The organism is Mycobacterium sp. E3298, assembly GCF_001666895.1.
GTDB lineage: Bacteria > Actinomycetota > Actinomycetes > Mycobacteriales > Mycobacteriaceae > Mycobacterium.
Map to the genome: position 1 here is coordinate 1 of NZ_LZJB01000523.1, position 16,484 is coordinate 16,484.

Sequence of the window (16,484 nt, forward strand, 5' to 3'; positions counted from 1 at the left end):
GGACGTCGAGCTGGAACGTGACGTGGTGCTCGAGGAGATCGCCATGCGCGACGACGACCACGAGGACGCGCTGGGCGGTGGGCTGGGTGCGGCCGCCGCCGGCACCGTCGGCTTGGCGGCATTGCCGGTGTCGGTGTCACTCGAATGACACATGGCGACGAACCCGAGGATCACCGCGGCCACGGCGACCAGCGCGAGCCTGGCCGTACGGGGTTTGACCGTGGTAGCCATCGGCGCGCTCCGATCGTGATAGCGATGGGTTCGCCCACGCATACCCGTTCGAAGCGACATATCACCCAACCGTAACCGAGATCACTAAGGTCGCGAGCCCGCGAATTGGTGTCTTCCCGGGACCGCACGCCGGTTACTCCATAACGTTGGCCCACCCAATGTGCGCTTGTGTCACTCACCCGGGTGAATGATCGGTCGGGGTGATGACTATTCACCCCGGCGCGCGTCAAGCTCACTGATGAGCGGACCGCCTAACGGGGTCTCGACGCAGAATCACAGGAGTACCACGACGTGCCCATCGACTTTGACGCTCAGAGGGTAACGCCGATGCCCAACGGCTACGGCGGATGTCCGCCGACGTCAGTCCACTGCGTCCGCGCGGCGAGGTTCGACCGCCAACCGATTGATGCCGCGAACACGAGTTCGCCGGTTCAGATTGGACGGAATGAGCGTCCGCGCGGCGCGGTCGATGGTGCAGTTGCCAGCCCAAGCGGCACCCCGCTGGTGGGTAACCCGGCAGTGGCTCCCCGTGGCATCGAACATCTTGATTTCGCCCCTCAATGTCAGATCGCATTCTTGGACAACGGATTTCGGTGCAAACAACCGGCGGAGGCCTATATCGAATTCCACATGGTCGGTCACTGCAAGCGCTTTGACTGTGACGAGGCCGGCAATGCGTGCGGCTTCGTGTGCGAGGGCCATCTCGACGCGTTGGAATACACGGCCGAGTGCACGGTGCGCGAGTTACGGCCGGCGGCGCCGGTGCGGTGGCTTTCCCGCCGCATCGCTCGATGCCCGACCTGCGACCGGTCGATCGTGTTCGTCTCCGACATTCTGCAGGTTGTGGTGATGCTCTAGAAACCCCGACACTGGAGCTGAACCCGAAAAGCTAAGTGCTGTCAGCACTATTCGTTGTGTAATCACAAATCATACGAAGGAGAATTTCATGAGGGCGATACGTCTGTACGCGGACGGACTACGACTAGAAGAGATTGCCCAACCCGAGCCCGGGCCGGACGAGGCGCTTGTGCGGGTCCATGCCGCGGCGATCACACGGGGTGAGTTGGCCTGGCCGACCGATCGGTTGCCGGCGATCCCCTCATATGAGCTGTGCGGTGTCGTCGAATCGACCGGCGAGGAGGTCATCGCGCTGACACCGTTCGACCACGACGGCGTCGCCGCCGAGTGGGCCGCGGTACCGAAATCCCTGCTCGCTCCGAAGCCATCCGCATTGAGCCGCGAGCAAGCCGCGGCGCTTCCGATGACTGGACTGACCGCGTTTCAGGCGCTGGTCGTCCACGGCAAGGTCACGGCCGGGCAGCGCGTGCTCATCACGGGCGTGCACGGCGGCGTCGGGCACATCGCCGCTCAACTCGCACGGCACCTCGGGGCGGTTCTGGTCGGCGAAGGAGAGGACTGCGACCTCCTGTTCGACACCACCGGCGGTGAGGCGCTTGCTCGTAGCGCAGAGCGCGCCGGGCGCATCGTGACGATCGCGGCCGAGACGCCGGGCGCGCAGTACTTCGTTGTGGAGCCGAACGGAGCGCAGCTCGCGGCGCTTCCGGAGCTGCATCCGCAGATCGACACGGTCTTTGCGCTGAACCAATTCCAAGAGGCTTTTGCGCGCACCGAGCAGCGCGGGAAGAAGGGGAAAGTTGTGCTACGCGTCGCCGAGGCATAGGCCAACCGCTCAACTCGGCGACCACTCAATGTCGGTACCACGCCGACCGCGATCGTCACCTTCTTTACCGGCGTTGCTTTCCTAGTGGGTCACTTTTTCCAGTATGAGTTTTCACGATCTGAAGGAGGCGACATTGGATGATCACCGTCACGTCGAATGGGACCCCCACACCCGACGCATCCTGACGGCCCGTCTCCAGTTGCGCCCATGGCAATTCGAAGACGACCGTGCCGCCTACGGGATATACGGAGCGCCGGAGGTTTCGCGTTGGCTGTGTCCGGCGCTGCCGTTGATCGCCGACCGCGCCCACATGCGTCATCTCTTGGGCGAATGGATCCGGCAGAGCGACGGATCCGCCCTGCCCGTGGGACGGTGGGCGATCACCGATAGGTACTCCGGCGACTTAGTCGGGGGAGTGGCACTGCTTCCTCTACCACCCGGCTGCACCGATCTCGAGATCGGCTGGCAGGTTGCGCCGGCTCTATGGGGGCACGGTTTCGGTGCGGAGGCCGGTCATGCGGTGGCGCATCAAGCATTCACAAATATCGGTGTCAGCGAGGTTTTCGCAGTCGTGCGGCCAGGCAATGATCGCGGAGTGGCTACGGCTCGACGAGTGGGCATGGAATGGGTCGGTGAAACCGACAAGTACTACAACCTGACCCTTGAGGTCTATCGACTAAACAAAGCGGACCTTGATCTGCCAGAGCCGGCGTGTGCGCAGGCTCCGTAAGCGGTCTAGCCTGGATGTAACCTAAGCAGGAAGTTGGCCAAGCTTTTGTCGCGACATCTGGAGGCTCAGCCACTCACCACCCGGTAGAAGGTGGTCTGGGCCTCGCCGTCCTGAGCAAACTGTGACAAGGCTTCCACGCTGAGCGCGAAATGATCGGTTTGAACGTGGAGGTCGACCCCGTGCTGGTTGCGGAACCGCTGATAAAGTGTGAAATGCCCGGGCCGATCGCGATCTTCGTGCAGCCTAAAGGTGCTAACGGCTCCTTCGGCCAGCGACGGAGGAATTAACCCAACGAACGCGCGTCGCAGGTCGTCTCCCTTGCCCGGCAAAGCCACGGCCTCGGTGATCAGCACTACTTCTTCATCTGGCCCGTACATGTTTGACGCTCCTTCACTGTCTTCTCAAGGGCTTCGACATCACGGGATCAAGTAACTACCTCGCCGGCGCCATCATTCTTGTACCGCCACGACGCAATTGATGGTGCGTCACCCGCAATGGAATTGACTGCCGGGGATATGGCGGCCTACTTGGTGAACGACATTCGCCATCGCTTTGCTCCGCATCTTGTCGTGAGCATCGCTAAGACTCTAGGCAAGCCTACCCGCTCGGTGATTGCGGCCACGCTGAATTACCCACTGCGCGTTCATAACTCAGCAGACTCGGCCGGCCTCTGAGCGTCCCCGCGGAGTCGATGTTGGCCTCGGGGATGCACAACTCACCCGGGTGAACCGACGCCGGGGTGATGACGGCTCACCCCGCGACGCAGCAGACTCGACGGCAGTTCGACTTTGATATCGGGGCGCCGGACGTCGACGCCAAGGCTACAAATCGCGTTGCCGGGCAAAGGCGATGGCCCAGCGGCGAGCCGTCGAGAACGATTAGCAGAAGGGTCTCACCATGCACTTCGATTCCAAGAAGGTCGTCGTCGTCGGGGGCAGCGCCGGTATGGGCCGGCAGGTCGCCGTTGACGTCATGCGCCACGGCGGTAGCGCGGTGATCATCGGACGGTCGAAAGACCGTGTGGATGACACGGTGACCGAACTGACGGGCGAAGGCGGCCAGGCGTGGGGGATCACCTCGGAGCTGACCGATCGCACCGCGGTCGCCGATGTTCAGCGCGCACTTTCCGAGAACCACAGCGATGCGACGCTGCTCGTCAACGCGGCCGGATTCTTCATCCCCAAGCCGTTTCTCGAATATGACGCGCCGACCTATGACTCGTACATGGAGCTCAACTATGCCCTGTTCTTCCTGACGCAGACCGTTGTCGCGGGCATGATCGCCAAGGGGGAGGGCGGGTCCATCGTCAACATCGGCAGCATGTGGGCACACCAGGCGATCGGTCTGACTCCTTCGTCGGTTTACTCGATGCAAAAGGCCGGCCTGCATGCGCTCACCCACAACCTGGCCATCGAGCTCGCCGGCCACAACATTCGCGTCAACGCGGTGGCGCCAGCTGTGGTCAAGACCCCGCTCTACGAGGGCTTCATCCCGAAGGACGAGATCGACGCCACGCTTGCCACTTTCGCGCCGCTTCATCCGCTGGGACGAGTCGGGAACCCCGCCGACGTGGCCAACGCGGTGACGTATCTGCTGTCTGATGCGGCCAGCTGGGTCACCGGTGCGATTCTCAACGTCGACGGCGGCATCATGGCCGGGCGCAACTAAACAAGCCTGCTCGAACGAAGGAGACCAGATGTCACACCAATACCGCAAGAATCCTGCCGCGGTCGACGCGCTCAGCCCCCAGCAATACCACGTCACCCAGGAGAGCGGCACGGAGCCTCCGTTCACAGGCGAATACTGCGACAACCATGAACCAGGCATCTACGTCGACATTGTTTCTGGCGAACCGCTTTTCGCCTCGGTGGACAAATTCGACAGCGGAAGTGGCTGGCCCAGCTTCACCCGGCCGATCGACTCGGACAGCCTGGTTGAGAGGCGCGACGTTAGCCACTTCATGCAAAGGGTCGAGGTGCGCTCCGCCCATGCCGACAGTCATCTGGGGCACGTATTCACGGACGGCCCCCGAGAAGCGGGCGGCCTGCGCTACTGCATCAACTCGGCATCGCTGCGATTCATCCACCGCGATGACCTGGAAGCCCAGGGTTATGGACGATATCTGCGATTGTTCGCGAACGACGTATCGGAACAGGCCCAAAGCGTCGGCGAGCGACAATCATGACCGGGCACGACAAGATCGCTATTCTCGCGGGCGGGTGCTTTTGGGGCATGGAGGACCTCTTCCGCGCGCAGCCCGGCGTGGTGACCACCCGTGTCGGCTACACCGGTGGCAGCAACACACACCCCACCTACCGCAATCACCCCGGGCACGCCGAGGCAGTCGAAATCACCTACGACCCAGACCAGACCGATTATCGGGCGCTGTTGGAATTCTTTTTCCAGATCCACGACCCGACCACCAAGAACCGTCAGGGCAATGATGTCGGAACCAGTTACCGGTCGGCAATTTTCTATCTGGACGACGAGCAAAAGCGAATCGCAACGCGAACCATCGCCGACATCGAGGATTCCGGGAGGTGGCCCGGCAGAGTCGTCACCGAGGTGAACCCGGCCGGTGAGTTTTGGGAAGCCGAACCCGAACACCAGAACTACCTGCAGCGCTACCCATCGGGCTACACCTGCCACTACGTCCGCCCCGATTGGACGGTACCCAACCGCGGTGACGGGGCAAAGGCGGCGGCGGCTGGACGCGACAAGCCGGCTTAGCAACGACATGGGCTCGGTAACACAAGACAGGGCGACAGCCCCGCCGCATTGGCAGGTGCTGTTGAGCGCGTACGCGCCGCTGGTGCTTTCTGGCACAGCATGCGCCGTGGGGTGGGTTCTACCGCGGCCCAGCGATGGGCGAGCGGCGGCGACGGGATGACTCAGAACCCGAACCTGGCCGCGTTGTCGGCGGCGGGAGTGTCGGTTTGGCTGGACGACTTGTCCCGCGGTCTGCTGCAATCCGGCAAGCTGCGACAGCTTATCGACACGAGAAGCGTTGTCGGCGTGACCACTAACCCGTCCACCTTTGAGCATGCACTTGCAAACGGCCGCGCCTACGATGGCCAGATCGCCGAGCTGACGGCCCGCGGCACGGACATCGACACCGCGGTCCGCACGGCGATCACCGACGACGTCCGGGCGGCCTGCGATGTCCTGCGTCCACAATGGGAAGGTTCCGGCGGCGTCGACGGAAGAGTGTCCATTGAAGTCAACCCGTCGCTCGCGCACGACACCGATGCGACAGTCACGCAGGCGGTCGAGCTGACCAAGATTGTCGACCGGCCCAACGTGCTAATCAAAATACCGGCCACCGCCGCCGGTCTGCCCGCAATCACCGCGGCGTTGGCCAAGGGTGTTTGTGTCAACGTGACGCTGATCTTTTCCGTCCAACGCTACCGGGCGGTCATGAACGCTTATCTGGCCGGCATCGAAACCGCCCGGCACGCGGGCGCCGACCTATCCCAAATCCATTCGGTAGCATCATTATTCGTATCCCGGGTGGACACCGAAGTCGACAAGCGACTCGAGGCAATCGGGACCGATGAGGCGCTCGCGCTGCGGGGACAGGCGGGCATCGCCAACGCCCGATTGGCCTACGCCGCCTATCAGCAGGTCTTCGAAGCCGAGCCGCGCTACGCGGCGTTGCGCGCCGCGGGTGCTCGCCTGCAACGACCACTGTGGGCCTCCACCGGAGTGAAAAACCCCGCCTACCCCGACACGATGTACGTCACCGGACTGGTGGCGCCCAACACCGTCAGCACGATTCCAGAGCCCACGCTGGAGGCGGTCGCCGATCACGGCGTCGTCGTCGGTGACATCGTGACCGGCAAGGCGGCGCAGGCCCAGGAGGTGTTCGACCGGCTGACCGCCCTCGGCATCGACCTGCACGATGTGTTCGCTCTCCTGGAACACGACGGGGTGTCCAAGTTCGCTGCGTCCTGGTCGCGGTCGGTTCAACGCTAACCACGCTTGCCGTGTGCTGAGCGCTTGTTGTGGTCATCGGGCCAGCTGATCTACCGGTCGAGCAGCATCAACTCGCTACCCGCGCCTCGTGATTAGTTGGCGAGCTGGATAGCAAATCGCGCAACTGTTTTCGGCCGCGATTGAGCCTGGAACTTACGGTTCCTGGTCCGGTGTCCGTCAGGACGGCGATCTCTTTATACGTGTATCCCGCAATGTCGGCGAAATACACCGCGATGCGAAACTGCTCAGGCAAGAGCATCATTGCAGCCTTGAGGTAGGGGTCTGGCAGCATCTCGAGCGCCTGGTCCTCGGCCGACCGTAGGAACCGATGGGTGCAGGGGGCATTGACCACGAGCTGTTGATCGGTGATCTCACCAGCCGGATGCTGGGCGGGACGGCGCTTTTGCCGCCGATAACTGCTGATATGAGTGTTGGTCATGATCTGCCGCAGCCATGCCTTGAGGTTCGTCCCGGGCTCGAATGACCCGAGACCGGCATACGCGTTGAGCAGCGTTTCTTGCACCAGATCCTCCGCATCCACTCGATTGGAGGTCATTCGAAGAGCGCGCCGATACAGCGGCTCAAGGAGCGGGGTGATGGCGCTTTCAAAGTGAGCGTTCAGCGCGCCGGCTGGCGCCTTCGTCGATTCAGCTCGTACGTAACCCACGTTATTCTCCCGCTACCGCGAAAAGTAGTGGCGTGCAGCGTGGCTCGCCCTCGCGAGCACCAGCCAAGCAGGCCGCGGGCGCGAGGCAAGGCCTGTCCTGCTCGACGGGCCGGCGTCTCACGGACTGCGCCAACCAAGTGCGTGAGCCGCTAGCTGCACGTGCGCCTGTCATCGCATCTAACCTCCACAGCACCTGCGCTTGCCAACTGGTGCCAGCATCGATCACCGCGGGGTGAGCCGTCATCACCCGCCGGGACATTTCATCCGGATGAGCGCCCGCGCCGCTGCCAGGTCAAGTTGGCCGCCAGATCACCCGGGTGATCGACCGAGGTGGACGACGACAGCTCACCCTTCTGCCCGCCATGATCACGACGTCGATGGCTGCGCAGCTGTGTGTTGTTGTCGAAACCTTTGCAGTTACGGAACGGAGACGGTGCCGGGTGGGGATTTCTGAATTCGATGATGTGCAGGCCCATCTGCTCGAGCCAGAAGAAAGCTTGGACTCAGAACAGACGGGCATCGACCTCGACGAAGGTTACTCGCCTCCGGAACGCCCCCGCGAACTGCGAGCGTGGGGACTGACCGCGACGGAAGCGCGCACCCATGAGAGTCTCGCGCGCCGACTGGCCCGTGAGGTGCCCGACGTGACCGACCAGTGGGATGGCGACGGGATTGGTGATAGCACCGACAGCGACGGCGAGCCCATCGACGATCAGGTCGGCGATGTGCGCGCAGGCCGGCTTGTCGCCTTCGACGTCGATTCAACTGATCCGGGTGCGGATTACCTTGCCCACGACGTCGGCATCGACGGCGGCGCCGCCTCGGCGGAGGAAGCCGCCATGCATATCGTCGTCGACGAGGAGCGCGGGTGAGGTATGGCGTCTCCGATGACCTACCGTGCGGCCAGTGGGTGAAATCTGAGCCGTGGTAACCCGCATTGTGATCCTTGGCGGTGGCCCGGCCGGTTATGAGGCAGCGTTAGTAGCGGCGGCACGAGGTCCTGCCGTAACGCGCGTCACCGTTGTCGATTCCGACGGGGTCGGCGGTGCCGCGGTGTTGTGTGACTGCGTGCCGTCGAAGACCTTTATCGCCTCGACGGGGCTGCGCACCGAACTGCGGCGGGCGACCAGGCTGGGTTTTGACGCCCACGTCGACGACGCCAAGATTTGTTTGGCAGAAGTCCACCAGCGGATCAAGGCGCTCTCCGCTGAGCAATCGGTGGATATCACGGCCCAGCTGCTGGCTATGGACGTTGAGTTGATCGCCGGCCGCGGCGAATTGGTGGATGCGGCTCCCGATCTGGCACACCACCGCGTCAAAGTCACCGCGCGTGACGGCAGTACGACGGTCCGCGATGCCGATGTCGTGTTGATCGCCACCGGCGCCAGCCCCCGGATCCTGCCGTCGGCACACCCCGACGGCGAGCGGATCTTGACCTGGCGCCAGCTTTATGACCTGGACTCGCTGCCCGACCACCTTATCGTGGTGGGTTGCGGGGTGACTGGTATCGAATTCGCCAATGCCTACACCGAGTTGGGTGTGGCGGTAACGCTGGTAGCGAGCCGCGACCGGGTTTTGCCGCACGAGGACGCCGACGCCGCACAGGTGCTCGAGGAATCTTTCGCCCAACGTGGCGTCGAAGTAATCAAGGGCGCCCGGGCAAAATCCGTGAGGCGCACCGACGGCGGGGTGCTCGTGACAATGGCCGACGGGCGAACGGTCGAAGGCACCCACGCGTTGATGACACTCGGGTCAGTCCCCAACACCGGCCGGCTAGGCCTACAGCGTGTGGGCATCGGATCAGGGCCCGGCGACTACATTGCAGTCGATCGTGTATCGCGCACATCGGTCGCGGGCATCTACGCGGCGGGGGACTGCACCGGTCTTTTGCCGTTGGCCTCCGTTGCAGCCATGCAGGGCCGCATCGCGATGTATCACGCGCTCGGTGAGGCCGTAAATCCGCTGCGATTGCGTACCGTTGCGGCGACGGTGTTCACCCACCCGGAGGTCGCGGCGGTCGGTGTCTCGCAGGCCGCGATCGACCAGGAGTCCATTCAGGCCCGCATCATTATGCTGCCGTTGAAAACCAATGCGCGGGCGAAAATGTCGGAGCTGCATCAGGGATTCGTCAAGCTATTTTGCCGACGGGACAGCGGCGTGATAATCGGCGGCGTGGTGGTCGCGCCGATCGCTTCCGAGTTGATACTACCGATCGCGATCGCTGTTCAAAACCGCATAACCGTCGATGATTTGGCGCAGACGCTTGCGGTATATCCGTCGCTGTCCGGTTCGATCACCGAGGTGGCCCGCCGGCTCGTAGCCCGCTCCGAGCTCGACTGATGCACGAATTCACCAGGTCGACGAGGTGCGCCGCTCGCACTCCCTCGAAGCACGCGTCACTCAGCCCGCACGAGCAGTCGATTCGGTGTAGCCGGATTGCGGATTGAGCATTATCACCCGGGTGAATCGGCCTGAGGAGTGATGACAGATCGTCGGCGTCGGGCGATGCTCGTGCTGGATATCTCCACAGCTGTCTACCGCGCCGCAGTCGCGTGGTCACCGAGGAGCACGACAACGTCGTGCGATCGATCGTCAACACCACGTCGCCACCCAGATGCCAAACAGGAGAAGAGATATGAAGCCGGTCTCGGCCCGCCGTCAACCGCAGAAGGCGCCACCGACCACCTCGGTTGTGATCGTCGGCAGCGGCTTCGCCGGTTTCGAGTGCGCGCGGCGACTGGCCCGACGGCTTGATAAGGCGCGCGCCTCGGATGTGAGGGTGACCATCGTTTCGGCGGTCGATTATCTGCAGTACACGCCGTTGCTGGCGGATGTGGCCGGTGGGCTGGTGGACCCCCGGTTTGTCTGTGTCCCGCTGGCCGGAACGCTGACGGGCGTGCGGGCGGTGCGTGGATTGGTCGATAGCGTTGACTTCGATCGGCGTCTACTGTCGTTCACCGATCCGGAGGGTCGGCGAGGGACGCTGTCGTGGGATCGGCTGGTCTTAACACCGGGCTCGGTGACCCGGCTTTTGGATACGCCGGGTTTGGCCAAATACGCGCACGGTCTGAAGTCGACGGCCGAGGCGCTGTATCTTCGTGATCGTGTGATCGAGCAGTTGGAACTGGCTCAGGTCGACGAAAACGAGGCACGCGCCGCAGCGCGCCGCGCGATTGTCGTTGTCGGTGCGTCGTATTCCGGTTCCGAATTGACGGCGCAGCTGCGCGCGCTCGCCGACGCAGCGGCGAAGCAAATGGGTTTCGATCGGGCCTCTGTGCGGTTTGTGCTGCTCGACTTGGCGGACCGAGTCATGCCCGAGCTGGGGCAGAAGCTCGGCGACGCGGCGATGCGTGTGCTGCGCTCTCGCGGGGTCGACGTGCGGCTGGGGACGACCATCAAGGAGGTCCACGCCGATCATGTTGTGCTCAGCGATGATTCACGCATCGACACTTACACCGTGGCGTGGGTGGCCGGCGTGACCCCGTCACCGCTGATCGCCACACTGGGCTTGGAGACGGAACGGGGCCGGCTGAAAGTGCAGCCCGACTTGCAGGTACCAGGTCATCCCGAGGTCTTTGCCGCGGGCGACGCCGCCGCGGTCCCGGACCTTACCCAGCCGGGCAAGATCGCCCCGCCCACCGCCCAGCATGCGAGTCGGCAAGGTAAGACGTTGGCCCGCAACGTCGCCGCCAGCCTCGGCTACGGTGTGCGGAAGGATTACCGCCACAGCGATCAGGGCATGGTGGTCGACTTGGGTCCACGCTATGCCGTCGCCAACCCGCTGGGCATCCACCTATCGGGCTATGCCGCGAAGTTTGTCGCCCGCGCCTACCACCTTTATGCGCTTCCCCGGCTCGTCAACCGCTGGGCAGTCGCGCTGGCGTACCTCACCGATGTCTTCTTCCCCCGCACCGTGTTGTCGATGGGATTCGATCCGGGCACTGACGCCGAATACACGGCCGGCGCAGTCGTCCAGCTACCGAAGGCGGCCGGCGCGGAATGACATTCAGCAAGCAGCGTGGTGAACACCAATGACCATCGTCAACAAGGGCTTTCGCGGACGACGCGGCGAGTCGGTGCGTGAGCTCCCGCCCGGGCAGCATTTGACCGTGGACTTCCCTGTCCTGCAAGCGGGACCCACTCCGCGGATCGATCTTGATGACTGGCGATTCACCATTCGCGACGAGCGCGGCGCTGAACACTCGTGGACCTGGGCCCAGCTCAAACTCCTGCCCAGTGAGCGGCTCACCGTGGACATTCACTGCGTTACCACCTGGTCCAAGCTGGATACCGAGTGGGAAGGCGTCTCCCTGGACACGCTCTTCGAATCGATCGACACCACCGCCAGATTCGCACTGGTCGGTTCCTACGGCGGATACACCACCAATCTTCCGTTGGGCGACCTTCTCGGTGGGAAGGCTTGGATCGTCTATGTCTACCAGGGCGCACCGCTTAGCGCGGTGCACGGCGGGCCGGCACGACTGTTGGTGCCGCACCTGTACTTCTGGAAGTCCGCGAAATGGGTGAGATCCATTGAGCTGCGCGACCGCGACATACCGGGATTCTGGGAGGGGTTGGGCTACAACAACTACGGCGACCCGTGGCAAGAACAACGCTACGCCGGGGATTGACGACGGTTGTGGATGGTCACCTGAGACCGAAGTTACGGTGGCGAGTCGCGCGTGTGGTGGACTCTGAGCCCGAGACGGAGTCTGCGCACACGATAGAGCTGACCGTGCCGGGCTGGGGCGGCCACTTGGCGGGGCAGCACATTGATCTCAAGCTGACCGCCGCAGACGGGTACACCGCGCAACGCAGCTATTCGCTGAGCAAACCACCCGACGGTGAGCGCATCGAGCTCACCGTGCAGCAGATTCCCGATGGGGAAGTCTCACCCTACCTCGTCGGGCTTGTCGCCGGAGACGAGGTCGAACTCCGAGGACCCATCGGCGGCTGGTTCGTCTGGCAGCCTGACGACGACGCCGCTCGGGTTCTGCTCATCGGCGGCGGATCGGGAATCGTGCCGTTGATGGCTATGCTTCGACAGCGGGTAGTGGCGGGCAGCGCCGACTTTCGGCTGGTCTATTCGGTGCGCAGCCCCGGCGACGTGTACTACGCCCAAGAGCTGAGCCGGCTCGAGCGCGAATGCGGCTGGCTGCAGGTTGGGCTGGTCTACACCCGCGTGGCCCCAGCGGAGGCGACTCGGCCGCCGGGGCGGGTCCGTATCGCTGACATGGCATCCGAGTGGGCGTCCATCGTCGGCACACGCGTATACGTCTGCGGTCCAACGGGATTCGTAGAATCGGTCACCGCGATGCTGATCGAGCAGGGGCATCAACCGTCAGCGATCCGGACCGAGCGGTTCGGGCCGAGCAGCCAATCCGGAAGCGAGGAGTGGTGACCGAACCAACGCACGTCGACGGTAACGCGGCCGCGGGCGTCTTCGCAGAAGTACTGGGATTCGACGTCACCACCGCGACGTTGACTTGTGGGAAATGCGGTTGCGCCAGGGCCTTCGCCGAATGTCACGTCTATCAACGCGGACCCGGCATCGTGGTGCGTTGTCCATGCTGCGGAGACGTCCTTGCCCGCCTGGTGCGAACGCCCACCGAAGTGTGGCTCGACTTCCGCGGTGCCCAGTCTTGGCGTGTCCCGATCCCGGCCCCCTGATGGAGTCCCTCGACGCACTTGCCCGCCGCGTGGGTACCGCCGACATCGTGGATGCGATGGGGCGACTGCGGCGGCGTCCACGCCATGCGCCGGTTTCCACCCGGGTGAATTACCCAGCCGGATGAGGACACCTCACCCCACGCCGACGGATAGTTGTCGTTGGATCCGGGTTGTGGGCCCCGGACCGACCGACCTGTTCGGGCAAGCAGATCGGTCGCAACGACCTAGGCGGCAACAATCGACGAGGAGAAGAGGCCGAAGCATGGCTGAACTCGAGTTCTTCGACACCCCCGGGTACGGCGAGATAGCCCGCACTCGAAACCACTACCGCCAAGCTCTTCGCATCGGTGATCGCATCGAGATCTCCGGCCAAGGTGGCTGGGACGCGGACTTCGCCATGCCGGCCACACCCCTGGAGGAGGAGATAGTCCGGGCGTGCGACAACGTTGAAAAGACGCTCGCTGAGGCCGGCGCCAGCTGGCGCGACGTCGTGAACGTCCACTCCTACCATGTCCCCACGACCCCTGATTCCATTGGGACTGAACATATGGCGGTGATGGTGAACCAGTTCCGCAAGCGATTCGGCGCGAGTATGCCGCTGTGGACCGCGCTAGGCGTTGAGGCGCTCGCATTGCCCGGCCAGCGTGTCGAGATCGAGGTCGTCGCGATCGTCGACTCGGGCAGGAAGTAGACGTCTGCACTCAGTCGCGAGGTCGGAGGCACGGGTGGACCGAATATTTCATTCCCTGATTGGTGACCCGCCCGGCGCGGTCGATGCGGCCGTCAAAGCCTCGGCGCTATTCCTCACCGCTGCAATCCTCTTTCGTTTCATGGAGCGCCGGACCCTCGCCGAATTCGCGCCATTCGACTGGATCGCTGCGGTGGCGGCCGGAGCCATCGTCGGTCGGGCTGCAACCGCCAGCGATAGCTCGTGGCTGAACGCAACCTCGGCGCTCATCAGTCTTCTCGTCGCCCACGCTGTACTAGCGAGATTGCGCTTCATTCCGGCGATTCGACGTGTCATCGATCCGCCTCTCAAAGTGCTGATCCGCAACGGACACGTCGACCGACGCAACCTTCGTCGATGCGGAATGACCACTGCCGATCTCGAGGCTGTGCTACGACAGCACGGACACGAGAGCTCCGATCGTATTCACCTGGCGATCTTCGAAGCCAAGGGCGCAATCTCGATTTTGTTGACGGATGTAAAGGGAAAACCGGCCGGATGAACCGGACAGCTACGTCCGGCTTCACGAAGAGAGATCTATCGAAGCGCTTTTCACTACAGCGTATTTCGCTGGCGACGTCGCGGACGGACGCAGTTCAGGACAGATGAAGAGGAGGGATTCGATGAGCACCGTGAGCAACATGCTGGCGACCTATCCCGGGACAGCGCCAAACTGATCAGATGTATCGAAGTCTGCATAGAGTGCGCTCAAGCCTGCACGGCGTGCGCGGACTCCGACCATAGCGAGGAGCGGCTCGCGCATCTCACGAAATGCATTCGCACAAACCTTGACTGCGCCGACATCTGCGTGACTACGAGCCGCGTATTGTCTCGTCACACGGCATACGACGCAACCGTCACCCAAGCGGTGCTGGAGGCATGCGCGGTTACGTGTAAGGCCTGCGGCGACGAATGTGATCTGCACTCTGCGCATCATGAGCACTGCCGCATCTGCGCCGACGTGTGACCATGCCTGGTCGCGCATCGCAGCCACCAGCGCGGGTCCGCGCACGGACGGACCGATCCCGGGATAGTTCTCCACCAACCCGGCGGACATCAGCGCACCGCCGGGCGTTACGCCCTCCACGACGAGGGTGCCAAGCCCAGCGGGCGCGGCGTAAATCGCCGCGGTGTAGCCGGCGGGGCCTGACCCGACAACGATGACATCACGAAGCCGGTCCGCGGCCCGCATCAATCGGTGGTGCTCGATGGAGCGGACCGGCGTTCGTCGTCCGCGGGGCCGGCGCGCCGTGGGAGCGTCACTCGGTGTCGGCCTCATAGGTTGATGGCGTGTCCGGTGAGCGCATGGAAGCACTCCTGTAGTCCCTCATCCAGAGTGGGATGGGTGTGCACGTTGCGGGCCAGCTCGGTGGCGGTCAGGTCCCAGAGCTGGGCTGCGGTGAGCTCGGGCAGTAGCTCGCTGACTTCGGCACCGACGAGGTGGGCTCCGAGTAGCTCGCCGTGCGCGGCGTCGGCGATGAGTTTGATGAAGCCGGCCCGTTCGCCGAGGCCGTGCGCCTTTGCGCTGGCCTGCATGGGAAACGTGGCGACGCGAATATCGCGGCCGGTGGCGCGGGCCTGGTCTTCGGTGTAACCGAAGCTGGCAACTTGGGGTTGGCAGAACGTCACTCGTGGCATCATGCGGTAGTCCAAGGGCATGGTCGGCGCGCCGGCGATGGTCTCGGCGGCGACGATTCCCTGGGCCGAAGCGACATGGGCCAGTTGCACTTTGGCGGTGACGTCGCCGATCGCGAAGATGTGGGGAGCCGAGGTGCGCATGTAGTCGTCGATGTCGATTGCCCCGCTCGTGGTGAGGTGCACGCCGAGCCTGTCGAGGCCGAGGTTTTCGACGTTGGGGCAGAATCCGATGCAGATGAAAGCGCGGGCGGCGTCGACTGAGGTGGTGTGGCCGCTGCCGTCGGTGTGGGTGACGGTGACGCGGTCGCCTTGGTCGATCACCGCGTCCACCCGGGTATTGGTGTGGATGGGGATGCCGCGGCGTCGGTACTGGCGGGTCAGTTCCTTGGAGACGTCGGTGTCTTCGTTGGGGAGTGCGCGGTCAGCGTACTCGAGAATTTGGACGTCGACGCCGTAGCTGTCGAGGATGTAGGCGAATTCCATGCCGATTCCGCCGGCGCCGATGATGATGATGGACTCGGGTGTCGTCGCGTCGAGGATCTGCTGTTCGTAGGTCACGATGTTCTCGCTCAGGGTGATCCCGGGCAGCGTCCGCACTCGTGAGCCAGTGGCGATGATGGCGTTGTCAAAGCGGAGGGTGCTGGTGCCGCCGTCACGCAGCTCGACGTCGAGTGTGTGGGCTCCGGTGAAGCGGCCGCGCCCGTCGATTTCGGTGATCTTGTTTTTGCGCATGAGGAAGTGCACGCCACGCACCCGGGCGTCGGCGACTTCGCGGCTGCGTGACACGGCACGGGCGTAGTCGAGGTGGATGTTGCCGCGGATGCCGAACTCGTCTGCCTGGTGCTTCAGGATGGAGGCGATCTCGGCGTTGCGCAGCAAGGCTTTTGACGGCACGCAGCCGGTGTTGAGGCAGACCCCGCCCCAGTAGCGTTCTTCGATGATGGCGACGGCCAAGCCGAGTTGGGCTGCGCGGATGCCAGCGACGTATCCGCCCGAGCCGGCGCCGACGACCACCAGGTCATATTCCGGGGGTACTGGTGCACTCATCGCGAGGTGCCTTCCTTGGGTGATAAGTAGATCGTCGGTCGCCGGCGCCGAAACCTTCGCAGGCACATCGGCATCCGACTCGGCTGTTCGTCCCACTCAATCGGCTGGGACCGCCACG

Annotated in this window: 18 protein-coding genes and 2 pseudogenes; 16 read left to right on the plus strand and 4 right to left on the minus strand. The window is 63.7% G+C overall.

Annotation, left to right across the window (positions count from 1 at the left end; all coding sequences use genetic code 11):
• Positions 1-558: 558 nt before the first annotated feature.
• The 3 genes from A9X05_RS32390 to A9X05_RS24005 all read left to right on the plus strand — a co-directional run bounded on the left by A9X05_RS32390 (position 559) and on the right by A9X05_RS24005 (position 2,642).
• On the plus strand, positions 559-1,089 hold the full coding sequence (locus A9X05_RS32390; protein WP_231978463.1) for a hypothetical protein: 531 nt from the start codon (positions 559-561) through the stop codon (positions 1,087-1,089).
• An 88-nt stretch (positions 1,090-1,177) separates the two neighbouring features.
• Complete coding sequence (locus A9X05_RS24000) at positions 1,178-1,912, plus strand: NADP-dependent oxidoreductase (protein WP_082956191.1); 735 nt, start codon at positions 1,178-1,180, stop codon at positions 1,910-1,912.
• Between the two features lie 103 nt (positions 1,913-2,015).
• On the plus strand, positions 2,016-2,642 hold the full coding sequence (locus A9X05_RS24005) for a GNAT family N-acetyltransferase (RefSeq protein WP_067784426.1): 627 nt from the start codon (positions 2,016-2,018) through the stop codon (positions 2,640-2,642).
• A gap of 65 nt (positions 2,643-2,707) precedes the next feature.
• Here A9X05_RS24005 and A9X05_RS24010 read toward each other — a convergent pair whose 3' ends face one another.
• Complete coding sequence (locus A9X05_RS24010; protein WP_067275652.1) at positions 2,708-3,019, minus strand: putative quinol monooxygenase; 312 nt, start codon at positions 3,017-3,019, stop codon at positions 2,708-2,710.
• Between the two features lie 520 nt (positions 3,020-3,539).
• Here A9X05_RS24010 and A9X05_RS24015 point away from each other — a divergent pair.
• From A9X05_RS24015 to tal, 4 genes are all read left to right on the plus strand, one after another.
• Positions 3,540-4,310: an SDR family NAD(P)-dependent oxidoreductase gene (locus A9X05_RS24015; protein WP_067784429.1), complete on the plus strand. Its 771-nt coding sequence runs from the start codon at positions 3,540-3,542 to the stop codon at positions 4,308-4,310.
• A gap of 28 nt (positions 4,311-4,338) precedes the next feature.
• The gene (gene msrB / locus A9X05_RS24020; RefSeq protein ID WP_067784433.1) at positions 4,339-4,827 is read left to right on the plus strand and encodes a peptide-methionine (R)-S-oxide reductase MsrB; all 489 of its coding nucleotides are present in this window, start codon (positions 4,339-4,341) and stop codon (positions 4,825-4,827) included.
• Positions 4,824-5,372, plus strand: coding sequence for a peptide-methionine (S)-S-oxide reductase MsrA (msrA, locus tag A9X05_RS24025; protein WP_067275642.1), 549 nt, complete (start codon positions 4,824-4,826; stop codon positions 5,370-5,372). Before msrB ends, msrA begins: the two co-directional genes overlap by 4 nt.
• A gap of 156 nt (positions 5,373-5,528) precedes the next feature.
• Positions 5,529-6,617 (plus strand): transaldolase, encoded by a 1,089-nt coding sequence (gene tal, locus A9X05_RS24030; RefSeq protein WP_067784436.1) that lies wholly within the window; start codon positions 5,529-5,531, stop codon positions 6,615-6,617.
• A 67-nt stretch (positions 6,618-6,684) separates the two neighbouring features.
• On the opposite strand, the gene A9X05_RS24035 is transcribed toward tal, so the two are convergent.
• The gene (locus A9X05_RS24035; RefSeq protein ID WP_067275715.1) at positions 6,685-7,239 is read right to left on the minus strand and encodes a sigma-70 family RNA polymerase sigma factor; all 555 of its coding nucleotides are present in this window, start codon (positions 7,237-7,239) and stop codon (positions 6,685-6,687) included.
• A gap of 485 nt (positions 7,240-7,724) precedes the next feature.
• Between A9X05_RS24035 and A9X05_RS24040 the strand changes: the two genes are divergently transcribed.
• The 9 genes and pseudogenes from A9X05_RS24040 (at position 7,725) to A9X05_RS32395 (ending at position 14,648) form a co-directional block, all read left to right on the plus strand.
• Complete coding sequence (locus tag A9X05_RS24040; protein WP_067784439.1) at positions 7,725-8,156, plus strand: DUF5709 domain-containing protein; 432 nt, start codon at positions 7,725-7,727, stop codon at positions 8,154-8,156.
• A 52-nt stretch (positions 8,157-8,208) separates the two neighbouring features.
• The gene (locus A9X05_RS24045) at positions 8,209-9,624 is read left to right on the plus strand and encodes an NAD(P)H-quinone dehydrogenase (RefSeq protein WP_067784442.1); all 1,416 of its coding nucleotides are present in this window, start codon (positions 8,209-8,211) and stop codon (positions 9,622-9,624) included.
• Between the two features lie 295 nt (positions 9,625-9,919).
• The gene (locus tag A9X05_RS24050; protein WP_067784445.1) at positions 9,920-11,287 is read left to right on the plus strand and encodes an NAD(P)/FAD-dependent oxidoreductase; all 1,368 of its coding nucleotides are present in this window, start codon (positions 9,920-9,922) and stop codon (positions 11,285-11,287) included.
• 28 nt (positions 11,288-11,315) lie between these two features.
• Entirely contained in the window at positions 11,316-11,915 is a 600-nt protein-coding gene (locus tag A9X05_RS24055; protein WP_067784448.1) for a sulfite oxidase-like oxidoreductase, read from the plus strand.
• Positions 11,916-11,923: 8 nt separating this feature from the next.
• Positions 11,924-12,685, plus strand: a complete 762-nt coding sequence (locus tag A9X05_RS24060) for a ferredoxin reductase (protein ID WP_067309090.1) — start codon at positions 11,924-11,926, stop codon at positions 12,683-12,685.
• Positions 12,679-12,954 carry a DUF6510 family protein gene (locus tag A9X05_RS30105; protein ID WP_082956190.1) on the plus strand — a complete coding sequence of 92 codons (276 nt, stop codon included), beginning with the start codon at positions 12,679-12,681 and terminating at the stop codon, positions 12,952-12,954. Before A9X05_RS24060 ends, A9X05_RS30105 begins: the two co-directional genes overlap by 7 nt.
• Positions 12,955-13,216: 262 nt before the next feature.
• Entirely contained in the window at positions 13,217-13,645 is a 429-nt protein-coding gene (locus A9X05_RS24065; RefSeq protein WP_067309093.1) for a Rid family hydrolase, read from the plus strand.
• 34 nt (positions 13,646-13,679) lie between these two features.
• Positions 13,680-14,183: a DUF421 domain-containing protein gene (locus A9X05_RS24070; protein ID WP_067784451.1), complete on the plus strand. Its 504-nt coding sequence runs from the start codon at positions 13,680-13,682 to the stop codon at positions 14,181-14,183.
• A gap of 121 nt (positions 14,184-14,304) precedes the next feature.
• Positions 14,305-14,648 (plus strand): annotated as a pseudogene (locus A9X05_RS32395) (four-helix bundle copper-binding protein).
• A 3-nt stretch (positions 14,649-14,651) separates the two neighbouring features.
• Here A9X05_RS32395 and A9X05_RS32400 read toward each other — a convergent pair.
• Positions 14,652-14,873: pseudogene (locus tag A9X05_RS32400) on the minus strand (FAD-binding protein); the annotation flags it as partial.
• Between the two features lie 83 nt (positions 14,874-14,956).
• Positions 14,957-16,366 (minus strand): dihydrolipoyl dehydrogenase, encoded by a 1,410-nt coding sequence (lpdA, locus tag A9X05_RS24075; protein WP_067784454.1) that lies wholly within the window; start codon positions 16,364-16,366, stop codon positions 14,957-14,959.
• Positions 16,367-16,484 lie beyond the last annotated feature (118 nt).